Annotated in this window: 10 protein-coding genes; all 10 read right to left on the bottom strand. The window is 68.7% G+C overall.

Going from position 1 to position 12,074, the window contains the following annotated elements:
* Window positions 1–161 precede the first annotated feature (161 nt).
* A complete protein-coding gene (locus M2351_RS07250) occupies window positions 162–1,016 on the bottom strand; it encodes an aldo/keto reductase (protein ID WP_264655438.1) in 855 nt (284 codons plus the stop codon).
* Window positions 1,017–1,079: 63 nt separating this feature from the next.
* Window positions 1,080–2,579: an SRPBCC family protein gene (locus tag M2351_RS07245; RefSeq protein ID WP_264655437.1), complete on the bottom strand. Its 1,500-nt coding sequence runs from the start codon at window positions 2,577–2,579 to the stop codon at window positions 1,080–1,082.
* A 1-nt stretch (window position 2,580) separates the two neighbouring features.
* Complete coding sequence (locus M2351_RS07240; RefSeq protein WP_264655436.1) at window positions 2,581–3,021, bottom strand: SRPBCC family protein; 441 nt, start codon at window positions 3,019–3,021, stop codon at window positions 2,581–2,583.
* A 19-nt stretch (window positions 3,022–3,040) separates the two neighbouring features.
* Complete coding sequence (locus M2351_RS07235) at window positions 3,041–4,729, bottom strand: flotillin family protein (RefSeq protein WP_264655435.1); 1,689 nt, start codon at window positions 4,727–4,729, stop codon at window positions 3,041–3,043.
* Between the two features lie 17 nt (window positions 4,730–4,746).
* Window positions 4,747–5,589, bottom strand: coding sequence for a phosphoenolpyruvate hydrolase family protein (locus tag M2351_RS07230; RefSeq protein WP_264655434.1), 843 nt, complete (start codon window positions 5,587–5,589; stop codon window positions 4,747–4,749).
* Window positions 5,590–5,752: 163 nt separating this feature from the next.
* Entirely contained in the window at window positions 5,753–7,930 is a 2,178-nt protein-coding gene (locus M2351_RS44920) for an ABC transporter permease (RefSeq protein ID WP_319801875.1), read from the bottom strand.
* Window positions 7,923–8,702 (bottom strand): ABC transporter ATP-binding protein, encoded by a 780-nt coding sequence (locus M2351_RS07215; RefSeq protein WP_264655433.1) that lies wholly within the window; start codon window positions 8,700–8,702, stop codon window positions 7,923–7,925. The genes M2351_RS44920 and M2351_RS07215 overlap by 8 nt, the downstream gene beginning before the upstream one ends.
* A 133-nt stretch (window positions 8,703–8,835) precedes the next feature.
* Entirely contained in the window at window positions 8,836–10,086 is a 1,251-nt protein-coding gene (locus tag M2351_RS07210; RefSeq protein ID WP_264655432.1) for an ABC transporter substrate-binding protein, read from the bottom strand.
* An 18-nt stretch (window positions 10,087–10,104) separates the two neighbouring features.
* On the bottom strand, window positions 10,105–11,133 hold the full coding sequence (locus tag M2351_RS07205) for a branched-chain amino acid ABC transporter permease (protein ID WP_264655431.1): 1,029 nt from the start codon (window positions 11,131–11,133) through the stop codon (window positions 10,105–10,107).
* Complete coding sequence (locus M2351_RS07200) at window positions 11,130–11,996, bottom strand: branched-chain amino acid ABC transporter permease (RefSeq protein ID WP_264655430.1); 867 nt, start codon at window positions 11,994–11,996, stop codon at window positions 11,130–11,132. The genes M2351_RS07205 and M2351_RS07200 overlap by 4 nt, the downstream gene beginning before the upstream one ends.
* Between the last annotated feature and the right edge of the window lie 78 nt (window positions 11,997–12,074).

The following is a 12,074-nucleotide window of genomic DNA, read 5'->3' as shown; positions in this document are numbered from 1 at the left end:
GCCGGCTTTTCCGCGCCCCCTTGTCGGTCGGGCGTGGCCGGCGAATTCATCCGTTTTGCTGACGATTCCTGTCGGAAAGCTGTCAGCGATCGTTGGGGAGCGAAAAAGTTTCGATGGAAAGGAAACCTATCACTCTCTCCCGCCGGGGGCGGGAGAGGGGTCTACAGCATCTCCAGCGGGCGGGGGCCGCGCGGCGGCGGGAAGGCGCGATCGAGGTCCGCCAGATCCTCCGCGGTCAGCGTCAGGTCCAGCGCAGCGCGGTTCTCGCGGACATGCTGGGGAGAGGACGCTTTCGGGATCGGGATCACCCCGTCCTGCCGCAGCAGCCAGGCGAGCGCCACTTGGGCCGGGGTCACACCGTGGCGTTCCGCCACCCGGCGCAGTTCGGCATGGCGCAGCATGCGTCCCTGCTCGATCGGCGAGTAGGCCATGATCGGGATGCCGCGCTGGCGAAGCCAGGGCTTCAGGTCATGCTCGATGCCGCGGCGCGTCAGGTTGTAGAGCAGCTGGTTGGTCTGCACGCCGGCCCCGCCGGGCACGTCCGCCAGCTCCTGCATGTCCGCAAGATCGAGGTTGCTGACGCCCCACTGACCGATCTTGCCGTCGCGCATCAGCGCCTCGAACGCCTCCACCGTCTCCGCGAAGTCGGGGCTGCCGCGCCAGTGCAGCAGGTACAGTTCGATGCGGTCGGTGCGCAGGCGCTTCAGGCTGCGCTCGCAGGCGGCGATGGTGCCGCGTCGGCTGGCGTTCTGCGGCAGCACCTTGCTGACCAGGAAGACCTCGTCACGGCGGCCGGCGATGGCGTCCGCGACGACTTCCTCCGCCCCACCGTCGGCGTACATCTCCGCCGTGTCGATCAGCGTCATGCCGAGGTCGAGGCCGAGCTTCAGCGCGTCCACCTCCCGCGTGTGCTCGCGGCCGTCCTCCCCCATGTACCAAGTGCCCTGGCCCAGCACCGGGATGGGTCGCCCCGAGGGCAGCGTCGTGGTGGGAATCGCCGTCTTGGGAATCGCCATGGTCACTCTCCGTTTTGCGGCTGTGATATGGGATGCCACGCAACGTTAGCCCACAGGGCTTTTTCAGGGAACCAGAATGGTGGCCCCGACGCTGGCGCGGTCCTCCAACCGCCGGTGCGCCTGCGCCGCCTCGCGCAGCGGAAAGCGCGCGCCGACCAGCGGCCGGACCAGCCCGCGGCGCAGCGCGTCGAACAGGCGTTGCGAGGACAGCCGCACCTGCGCCGGCGTGCCGGCGTAATGCCCGAAGTTCGGCCGCGACAGCCGCGCCGAGCGTTCGGCCAGCGCCGCGGCGTCCAGCGGTTCCAGATGGCCGCCCGCCTGCCCGTAGCTGACGATGTGCCCGCAGAGCGCCAGCATGGCAAGGTCGCGGGCAAGGCTGTCGCGCCCCACCGCGTCGTAGACCACGTCGGCGCCGCGCCCGCCGGTCAGCTCCAGGACGCGGCCAGCCACGTCGTCGCTCGCCAGCACGACGTGCGCGCAGCCTTGGGCGCGGGCGACCCGCGCCTTGGCCTCCGACCCGACGACACCGATCACCAGGGCGCCGAGCGCGCTTGCCCACTGGCACAGCAGCACCCCGACCCCGCCGGCCGCCGCGTGCACCACCGCCGTCTCGCTGGCCGTGAGCGGATGCACCCGGTGCAGCAGGAATTCCGCGGTCATGCCCTTCAGCAGGGTGGCGGCGGCCGTCTCGTCGTCGATGTCGTCGGGGAGCGACACCAGCAGCGCCGCCGGCATGGTGCGCCGCTCCGCGTAGGCGCCGACCGGCGCGCAGGCATAGCCGACGCGGTCGCCCGGCGATAGGCCGGTGACGCCGGGGCCGACGTCTTCGACAACGCCCACACCCTCCATGCCCAGAACCCCCGGCGGCTGGAGCAGGCGGAAATAGCCGGTGCGGCAGTAGACGTCGATGAAGTTCACGCCGATGGCCGTGTGGCGCACCGTCACCTCGCCGAAACCGGGCGGCGGGACCAAAACGCGCGTCCATTGCAGGACATCCGGCGGGCCATAGGCGCGCGCGACGATGGCGTTTGCTCCCTCTCCCCTCTGGGGAGAGGGTTGGGGTGAGAGGGTAGCGCTTTTACCGAACATACCGACGCGCGTGGCCCCCTCACCCTGCCCTCTCCCCAGGGGGTAGAGGGTTCTCCTCAATCCCCCGAACCCCGCCTCGTACACCCCTTCCGCCACCAGCCGGACCATGTCCGCCTCGCGCTCCGGCGGGCAGTCGAAGTCGCTCATCCAGCTCCAGAAGGTCCGGTTCCCGTCGGTCACCGGGCGCAGCCGGATGTGCGCGACGTAGCCGAACAGCGGCAGCGGCGCGTCGAGGATGCAGTAGGACAGGGCGAAGTCCCGATCCGACAGGCTCAGCAGCTGCTCGCGCAGCACCACGCCGCCGGTCAGGCGGAAGCGCCGCACCGCACCCACGGAATCCGGCGCCTGCCCGTCCTCGATCACGCTGTCGGCGATGGCCGGGTGCCAGTCGCGGTGGCTGTTGAAGTCGCGGAGAATCCGCCAGACCTCCGCGACCGGCGCGTCGATGACCGTGGAGCGGACGATGCGCGGCATGTCAGGCTCGCCTTGCCTTCTCCTTCAGGGTGTCGAACGCCCCCTGGAAGACGCCCTGCCCGATCAGCTGCGACAGCTCTCCTTCCCGCCCGGCGGCGCAATTGAACTCCGCCGACCATTCCGCGAAGCAGCGGTCGCCGTCGGTGACCGGCGACAGCTTCAGCGTCGCGACATAGTCGGTGACGCCCAATGGGCTTTCCAGGATCGAGTAGCTGCACTGGTAGTCGTAGTCGGACAGCATCAGAAGCTTTTCGCGGAGCACGCCGCCGTCCTTCAGGCGGAAGTTCCGCACGGCGCCGATCCGGTCGGCGGGCTCGCCCCCTTCGATGCGGCTTTCAGCGCAGAAGGGCGTCCAGTTCGGCAGCCCGTTGAAGTCACGCACGATCGCCCAGACCTGCTCCGCCGGAGCGTCGATGACGGTGGATGTGTAGACCTTCACCATGTACCCCTCCCCTTGCTGATCAATGCTTCGTGCCGTCGTCCGGCTCGGCCAGCGCGCGGTGGTTGAGGCCGCCGGCGAGCTTGTTGATGTCCACGCCCTCGATGCCGATCTCGCGCAGCAACTGGTCGACCAGCGGCGCCTGGGCGCGGTAGCGCAGGGCGGAGTTCACGACCGAGTCCGCGATCCCTGCACCGTTGCCGTCGCCGTTGGAATGGTGCCCGTTCATGCCCAGCCCGTCCACATGCAGGATCTTGATGCCCTCGATCCGCTCCATGGGGCGCACGCTCTCGCGGATGATCGCCTCCAGCTTGTCGATCAGCTTCAGCCGCATGGCGGAAGCGCGGGAGTCCGCGGTCAGCACGTTCTGCGCCTCGTTCATCTGGCGCGCGCCCTCGGCCTCGATCTCGTAGCGCAGGCGGGCGGCCAGCGCGCGGATCTTGTCGGCCTCCGCCTCCGCTTCTGCGGCGATGCGCGCGGCCTCGGCGCGGTCCGTGGCGGCCAGCCGTTCGGCCTCCGCCTCCGTGCGCAGGCGGACGGCGTCGCGCTGGGCGTCCTGCACGGCGGCGATCAGCTCGATCTGCTTGCGGCGTTCGGCCTGCTCGATCTCGCGGGCGGAGAAGACCTTTTCTTCCGCGGCGACGGCAAGCGCGCGGGCCTCCTCGGCGCGGGCCAGCGCCTCCGACTGGGCACGCGACTGTTCGGCGACGGCGATCTGGCGTTCCTGCTCCGCCAGTTCCAGGGACTTGCGGCGCTCCACCTCCAGCCGCTGCACCTCGCGTTCGCGCTGGATGCGCTCCTCCTCCAGGCGGCGTTCGGTCTGGATGCGGATGCGCTCCACCTGCTCGCGGGCGGTCAGTTGGGCTTCCTCGGCGCTGCGGTCCTGCTCGGCCCGCTCACGGGCCAGTTCGGCGCGCTGCATGGCGCGGCGGATTTCCAGCTCCCGCTCCTGTGACAGGCGGGCGTATTCGGACTCACGCTCGATGTCCAGCATCAGCTTTTCGGCCTCCAGGTTCTTGTTGCGGATCTGGATGGCCGTGTCCTGCTCGATGTCGTTGCGGACCTTCTTGCGCTGCTCGATCTCCTGCGTCAGGCGGGTCAAGCCTTCGGCGTCGAAGGCGTTGGACGGGTTGAAGTATTCCATGGGCGTCTGGTCGAGGCTGGTCAGCGACACGCTTTCCAGCTCCAGCCCGTTCAGCGCCAGATCCTCGGCGACGGTGGCGCGGACGCGTTTCACGTAGTCGCCGCGCTTGACGTGCATTTCCTCCATGCTCATCTCGGCGGCGACGGCGCGCAGCGCGTCGACGAAGCGGCCTTCCACCAATTCCTTCAGCCCCTCCGCCTTCATGGTGCGGGAGCCGAGCGTCTGGGCGGCGATGGAGATCGCCTCCGGCGCCGGGGCGACGCGGACGTAGAATTCCGCGATCACGTCCACGCGCATGCGGTCGCGGGTGATCAGCGCCTGTTCGCGCGCGCGGCGCACCTCCAGCCGCAGGGTGGACATGTTGACCAGCGTCAGGTCGTGGATGACCGGCAGTACGATCGCACCGCCGTTGACCACAACCCGCTGTCCGCCGAGGCCGGTGCGGACGAAGCTCACCTCCTTGGTGGAACGTCGGTAGAAGAAGTAGAGGAAGTAGGCCACGACCGCCACGACGATGGCGATGACGACCAACCAGGCGATCAACGCGCCGATCGTTTCTCCGGACATGGGTGGTTCCTCCCTTTTTACTCTCGTGCTTTGCGCTTCATGGCGGTGAAGGCCCGCGTCTGTTCGGTCAGCGCCGTTTCGACCGGCAGCCGTTCCATGCTGGAAGCGCCGTAGAAACCGTCGCAATCCGGGCAGCGGTCTAGGATGTATGCGGCGTCCTCCGGCATGCTGATCGGCCCTCCATGGCACAGCGCGATGACGTCCTTGCGCACGCGCTTGGCGGCGGCGATCCAGGCGTTGATATCCTCGGCGCACTGATCGAGCGTCTTTGCCGTCTCCGCCCCGATGCTGCCCCCGGTGGTCAGGCCCATGTGGCAGACGACGATGTCGGCGCCGGCCTCCGCCATCGCTTCCGCCTCCCCTTCGGAGAAAACGTAGGGAGTGGTCAGCAGGCCCAACTCATGGGCCGCGCGGATCATGTCCACCTCCAGCCCATAGCCCATGCCGGTCTCCTCCAGATTCGCCCGGAAGGTGCCGTCGATCAGCCCCACGGTCGGGAAGTTCTGCACACCGGAAAAGCCCAGGTCGGCCAGCCGCCGCAGGAAATGGCCGCGGATCATGAAGGGGTCGGTGCCGTTGACGCCGGCCAGCACGGGCGTGCGCTTCACGACCGGCAGCACCTCCCGCGCCATCTCCACGACGATCTCGTTGGCGTTGCCGTAGGCGAGCAGCCCGGCAAGCGAGCCCCGTCCTGCCATGCGGTAACGGCCGGAGTTGTAGATGACGATCAGGTCGATCCCCCCGGCCTCCTCGCACTTGGCGGAAAGGCCGGTGCCGGCTCCGCCGCCGACGATGGGCTCCCCCCGCGCGATCTTGGCGCGAAAGGTGTCAAGGATGGTTTGGCGGGCTATGCGGGGCATTGGGGTGCCTTCTCGTAGATGGTGGAGTGGTCGCGCTGGGCCCCCACCCAACTCTCCCCCACTTCGCGGGGGAGGGCTTTCGGCGACGCGTGGCGGAGTTCCCTCCCCCGTCGAAGATGGGGGAGGGTTAGGGTGGGGGCCGAACTCCCGACACTCCTCCCGGTCATCCCATCACCTCCTCGAAGGCCTTCACCAAAGCCTCCGCGAAGGCGGGGTCGTTGATGTTCAGCGGCAGCCGGACCAGCTTGCGGTTCGCGTTCGTCCGCACCGTTTCCTCCAGCGCGCGGAACAGGGCGGCGTCGGCGGCGGGGTCGTGGAAGGGCTTGCCGGGCGCGTCGATCAGCGACACGCCGCTTTCCGGGATCAGGAAGCGGACGGGGCCGTCCATGCGGTTCAGCTTCTCGCCGATCCAGCGGCCCATGCGGGCGTTCTCCTCCGCCGTGGTGCGCATCAGCGTCACCTGCGGGTTGTGGCGGTAGAGATTGCGGCCCTTGTATTGGGCGGGCACCGTGTCGATCGGACCCCAGTTCACCATGTCCAGCGCCCCGCACGAGCCGACGTATGGCACGCGGCTGCGGATGATGGATTCGAGCCGCCCCTCTCCCGCGCTCATCACCCCACCCATCAAGAGATCCGCAACCTCCGTCGTCGTCACGTCGATGACGCCGGCGAGAAGGCGGGAGTCCACCAGCTTTTCCATGGACTGGCTGCCGGTGCCCGTGGCGTGGAAGACCAGACAGTCGTAGCGCTCCTCCAGTGCCCGCTGGACCATCTGCACGCAGGGGGTGGTGACGCCGAACATGGTCAGCCCGACGGCGGGCTTGTCGGCCATCACGCTGCGCGGGCGGTGGGCGATCATGCCGGCCAGCGCGTGGGCAGCGTTGGACAGCACCTGTTCGGAGATGCGGTTGATGCCCTGCACGTCGGTGACGGAGTGCATCATGCAGAGGTCCGACGGCCCGACATAGCCCTTCACGTCGCCGCTGGCGACGGTGGACACCATCACCTTCGGCACGCCAACGGCGAGCCGCCGCATGGCCGGCGTGGCGAGCGCCGTTGCCCCCGACCCGCCGGCGGAGATCAGCCCGCCTACGTCGCGTCGCGTCAGGATGAAGCGCTCGAACGCCTCGGCCATCGCCGCGACGGACGATCCGCGGTCGCCGGTGAAGACGGCGGCCGTGCCCTTCGGGTGGTGCCGCGCGACCTCCTGCGGACCGACGTCGGCCGGGCTCGGCCGGCCGGAGGTGGAGAGGTCCACGGTGACCGTGGACAGGCCGAGCTTCTCGATGCGGTTCTTCAGGAAGAACAGCTCCTTCGCCTTAGTGTCGAAGGTGCCGGCGATGTAGGCGGCACGGCCGACGGTTTGGGCGATGGGCACCGCCATCTCGCGCGGGGCAGTGTCCTCGACGAGCGCACTGGCCAAGGAATCCGGCGCCGGGCGCGCAGCGGTTCGGCTGCCGGAGCCCCAGCGCGTCGGGGCGCGGGCAATGCTGACGACCGGCTCTTCCATCGGCAGGTCGATGGTCGGGACTGAGGCGATCTCCGCGGCGGCGCGGCGGACGACGTAGGCGCGCACCTCCGGTTCCGGCTCCGCCATGGGAGCGGCGTCGGTCGTCACCTCGTCCTCGTGCCCGTGGCTGCCGACGCCGATCAGGCGGCGCTGCAGCTCAGCGTCGCGCGCCAGCTCCGCCGAGGGAAGCTCGCGGGCGATGCGGCCGTTGACCATCACCGCGACGCGGGAGGCGACGTCGAGCGCGACGCCCAGGTTCTGCTCGACCAGCAACACGCTGATTTCCGCCTCGCCGCCCAGCCGCTTCAGCATGGCGGCAACCTGCTCCACGATCACGGGGGCGAGACCTTCCGTCGGTTCGTCCATGATCAGCAGCCGGGGGTTGGCCAGCAGTGCCCGCCCGATGGCGAGCATCTGTTGCTCGCCGCCCGACAGCTGCCCGCCGCCGTTGTTGCGGCGCTCCTTCAGGCGGGGGAAGGCCTCGTAGACACGCTCCACCGTCCATGGCCCCTTGGAGCCGGAGGCGAGCCGCAGGTGCTCGTCCACGCTCAGCGACGGCCAGACGCGGCGGCCCTGCGGGACGTAGCCGACGCGGTGCGCCACCACGTCGTTGGGGGCGAAGCCGAGGATGTCCTTGCCCAGCACCCGCACCGACCCGCGCTGCGCTCGCACCATGCCCATGATGGCGTTGCACAGCGTGGTCTTGCCCATGCCGTTGCGCCCGACCACCGCCAGCACGCCGCCGTCGAGCCGCAGCGTCACCCCTTGCAGCGCGTGCGACTGGCCATAATAGACGTGGAGGTCGGTGACCTGGATGACCGGTTCAGCCATGCCGTCCCCCCAGGTAGATCCTCTGGACCTCGGGGTCGGTCTCGATGTCCGCGGGCAGGCCGTGCTTGAAGACGCGGCCCTGGTGCATGACGGTCACCGTCTCCGCGACCTGCAAAGCGACAGCCAAATCGTGCTCGATGATGATGAAGCCGATGTGGGTGGGCAGCGCCTTCAGGATGTCCACAAGCTCGCGCCGCTCCGCGGGGCTGAGGCCGGCGGCGGGCTCGTCGAACAGGATGAAGCGGGGGGCACCGGCCAACGCCATGCCGATCTCCAGCTGCCGCTGCTGCCCATGCGACAGCTCCGACACCGGGCGGTCGGCGACGTCCTCCAGATGGATGGCGTGGGCGAGTTGCTGCGCGGCGACGCGCGCCGGGTGGTCCTCGCCCGGCCGCAGCAGGCTCATGCGCCGTCGCCCCACCCCGCGCACGGCGAGGTACAGATTGTCCAGCACCGGCAACCCGCGGAACAGCTGGGAGTTCTGATAGGTGCGGCGCAGGCCGCGCCGGATGCGCTCGTAGGGCGGCAGCTCGGTGATGTCCTCCCCGAAAAATCGGATGCGCCCGTTCGACGGCGGGAAGTCGCCGGTGATGGTGTTGAACAGCGTCGTCTTCCCCGCCCCGTTGGAGCCGAGGATCGCCCGTCGCTCCCCCGCCGTGACGGAGAAGGTCACATTGTCAACCGCCACCAGCGCGCCGAACACCCGGCTGACCCCGGAGAGTTCCAGCGCGTTGGATGAGGCGACGGATTTCAGGCGTTCGGCGCGTTGCATGCGGATCCTCAGTTTACCCCCACCCCGACCCTCCCCCGCTGGGCGGGGGAGGGAGATGGATTTGCAGGGGAGACGGCGGAGTTCCCTCCCCCGCCCAGCGGGGGAGGGTTAGGGTGGGGGTTTGAGCTTCCCCTTACCGGCACTCCGGGTTGTCGCGGCTGGCGGGGCCGAGCTTCATGAATTCCGCCTCGTCCATGCCCATGGTCTGGTTCACCTGCGGGATGACCTTCACGACCTTGTTCATCAGGGTGTTGTTCGGCCCCTCGACCACCTCCGTCAGGAAGATGTCGGCGATGGCCTGCCGGTTCTTGTCGAGGCTGACCTTGCCGGTCGGCGTGTCCATCGTCAGCTTGGCGAGTGCTGCCTGGAATTTCTTCTCCCCGTCGCCGAGGTCGCCTTTCACCTCGTTCAATCCCTCCACCATCGCCTTGCCGGCGAGGTAATAGGCGTGGGCGAAGAGCGAGGGCGACGGCAGGCCGTCGGGGAAGGCCTTCTTGTAATCAGCGACGAACTGCTTCCACTTCGCGTCGTCCCAGGTGTCGGCGATGGGACCGGCGGACGGGGTGCCGATCAGGTAGCTGCGCCGCTTCCCCTTGGCGCCGAGCACCGTTTGGTCGACGGTGATGGAGCCGGCGATCATCGGCTTGTCGCCGCCGGACTGCTCGTACTGCGTCAGGAAGTTGGTGGCGTCCGCACCGCCCAGCGCGACATAGATGGCGTCGATGTTGTCCGGGATCTTCGCGATGATGGAGGAGAAGTCCTTATTGCCGATGGGCACCCAGAACTTGTCCGCGACCTTGCCGCCGGCCTTGCAGAACTCCAGCATGAAGCCCATGACCTGGCTGTAGGGGAAACCGTAGTCCTCCGCCACCGTGACGACGCGCTTGTAGCCCTTGGTTTTGGCGCTGTAGTCGCCGAGGCCCGCCGCCCATTGCACGCCGTCGGTGTTGAAGCGGTAGAAGTTGGGCGCGGGGCTGCGCAGCGTGGTGTCCTGGGCCGCCGAAGACCCGTTGATGAAGGTCACGTTCGGGTGCGTCTTGGCAAAGTCGCGCATGGCGACGCCCTCGTCGCCGGACAGCGGGCCGACCAGGATGTCGACCTTGTCCTGCTCCACCAGCTTGCGGGCGGCGCGGATGGCGCTGTCGGGCGTCGCGTCGGAGGAGCCCTTCACCAGCTCGATCTTCTTGCCGCCGGCGGTGTAGTTCGCCTCCTTCAGCGCCAGTTCCAGCCCACGCAGGCCGTCCTGGCCCAACACGGTGAAGGCGCCCTCCAGCGTGGCGAGGCCGCCCACCTTGATGCTGTCGGCCGCCTGGGCCGACGCCGTGATGGAAAGTCCCGCCAGCATCGTCGCGGCCAGGAATGCACCCCTTACGCTCCGCATCATCGTTCCCTCCCAAGAATTTTATCGTTGTGAAGACCCGCCTTCGGGCCTGCGCCGGGTCATGCGCTGCCACAGCCCGACCAGCCCGTCGGGCGACGCCAGCACGATGATCAGGAAGGCCACCCCGATGACGAGGTTGAAGCGCTCGGGGTCGATCAGGTCGATCGCGAAGTTCTGCAACAGGATGAAGACCAGCGCCCCGACATAGGGGCCGATCGGATGCACCATGCCGCCCAGCACCGCCATGACCAGCGTGTTGATGCAGGGTCCCGCGGCGATGGTGCCCGGCGAGATGCGCCCGTTGAACCAGGCCAGCAGCAGCCCGCCGACCGCGGCCAGCAGGCCGGACATGGCGTAGGCGGCGACCCGGTGGGCGTAGACGTTGAAGCCGATCGCCCGCATGCGCCGCGGATTGTCGCGCACCGCCTGCAACGCCAGTCCGAAGGTGGACCGCGTCACGTAGACGACGCCGACGTAGGAGGCCGCCGCGAAAGCGAGGCTGAGGTAGTAGAAGGGCAGCGGCGCCCGGAGGTCGAGGCCGAACAGGCTGGGCGGCTTCAGCCCGGCGAAGCCCGCAAAGCCGTTGAAGATCGCGTAGTTCTGCCGGCAGAACAGCGAGAAGGCCACCGCGATCGCCAGCGTGATCATGATGGTGTAGATGCCCTCGGTCCGCGCCGCGAGCATGCCGGTGATGGTGGCGAAGGCGGTGGCGATCAGCAGCGCCACGGGGATCGCCGCCCACCACTCCCAGCCCAGCGAGATGTCCGGCCGGTTCGACACGCCGAACACCGCAACCATGTAGGCCGCCACCCCCGCGAAGGTCAGCTGCGCCAGGCTGACCATGCCGCCGTAGCCGCCCAGCCACATCAGCGACAGCGCGATGGTGCCCATGAACAGCGTCTGCGCGCCGATCTGCACGATCCAGAAGTCGCTCGCCATCAGCGGGTAAGCGAGCAGCGCCAGCCCGAGCAACCCATACTTGGCGATGCGCCCGTGCAGGGCGACGTTCGCGGGGCTCCGTACAGCGGTGTCTTGAATGGCGATGGTCATGCCCGGCGCCCCATCAGCCCTTGCGGTCGCAGCGCCAGCGCCGCCACCAGGATCAGGAAGGTGTAGACCGCCCCGTAGGTGGGGGAGTAGGCGAGCCCGTATTGCTCGGCCAGCCCGATGATCAGCGCGCCGACCGCCGCCCCGGTGATGCTGCCCAAGCCCCCGACGATCACCACGATCAGGGAGGCCAGCAGGTAGCGCACGTCCTCACCCGGCGCGATGGACAGGGCGGTGCCGCCGACCACGCCCGCGAAGCCGGCCAGTCCGGCCCCGACCATGAAGGTGATGGCGAAAACCCGCTGTACATTGACTCCGCTCGCCGCCAGCATGGCGCGGTCGTCCACCCCGGCGCGGATCATCATCCCGACCTTGGTCCGGTTCAGGAACAGCCACAGCCCGACCCCGATGGCGGCGGCGGCCACCAGCAGCGCGATGCGGTAGCTGGGGTAGCGCCAGTTCGGCGTGAAGGGCAGCAGCAACGACCCGTCGATGACCTCCGGCGGCGAGAACTGGTAGGTCTCCCCACCCCAGAACCACAGCATCAGGTCGGCCAGCACGATGGAGATGCCGATGGTCACCATCGTCTGCCGCAGGTCCTGCCCCTCCATCCGCCGGAAGATCAGCAGTTGGAGCCCCAGCCCGAGCACGGCCGTCGCCGCGAAGCCGGCGGCCACACCGAGCAGCCAGTATTCCGTCTTGTCCGCCACCGTCCAACCGACATAGGCGCCCAGCAGGTACAGCGCGCCATGCGCCAGGTTGACGTTGCGCATCAGCCCGAACACCAGCGTGAAGCCGCTGGCGACCAGGAAGTACAAGGCGCCGAGGGTGAGCCCGTTGAGGGTGGTGAGGATGAATTGCTTCATCGCCCGCACCCCGCATTTTCCCCCTCTCCCCCCCGGGGAGAGGGTTGGGGTGAGGGGGCACGACTCCCAGCGCATTGC

It is taken from the genome of Azospirillum canadense (assembly GCF_025961225.1).
GTDB lineage: Bacteria > Pseudomonadota > Alphaproteobacteria > Azospirillales > Azospirillaceae > Azospirillum > Azospirillum canadense.
The sequence above is the reverse complement of the archived record's forward strand: the minus strand, read 5'-3'. Positions and strand labels throughout refer to the sequence as shown.

Excerpts from the sequence above, each read along its gene's own strand:
- M2351_RS07245 (WP_264655437.1), bottom strand. The coding sequence starts at position 2,579 with ATGCCGCGCATCGTCCGCTCCACGGTCATCGACGCGCCGGTCGCGGAG.
- M2351_RS07235 (WP_264655435.1), bottom strand. The coding sequence starts at position 4,729 with ATGTCCGGAGAAACGATCGGCGCGTTGATCGCCTGGTTGGTCGTCATC.
- M2351_RS07240 (WP_264655436.1), bottom strand. The coding sequence starts at position 3,021 with ATGGTGAAGGTCTACACATCCACCGTCATCGACGCTCCGGCGGAGCAG.
- M2351_RS07250 (WP_264655438.1), bottom strand. The coding sequence starts at position 1,016 with ATGGCGATTCCCAAGACGGCGATTCCCACCACGACGCTGCCCTCGGGG.
- M2351_RS44920 (WP_319801875.1), bottom strand. The coding sequence starts at position 7,930 with ATGGCTGAACCGGTCATCCAGGTCACCGACCTCCACGTCTATTATGGC.
- M2351_RS07210 (WP_264655432.1), bottom strand. The coding sequence starts at position 10,086 with ATGATGCGGAGCGTAAGGGGTGCATTCCTGGCCGCGACGATGCTGGCG.
- M2351_RS07230 (WP_264655434.1), bottom strand. The coding sequence starts at position 5,589 with ATGCCCCGCATAGCCCGCCAAACCATCCTTGACACCTTTCGCGCCAAG.
- M2351_RS07215 (WP_264655433.1), bottom strand. The coding sequence starts at position 8,702 with ATGCAACGCGCCGAACGCCTGAAATCCGTCGCCTCATCCAACGCGCTG.
- M2351_RS07205 (WP_264655431.1), bottom strand. The coding sequence starts at position 11,133 with ATGACCATCGCCATTCAAGACACCGCTGTACGGAGCCCCGCGAACGTC.
- M2351_RS07200 (WP_264655430.1), bottom strand. The coding sequence starts at position 11,996 with ATGAAGCAATTCATCCTCACCACCCTCAACGGGCTCACCCTCGGCGCC.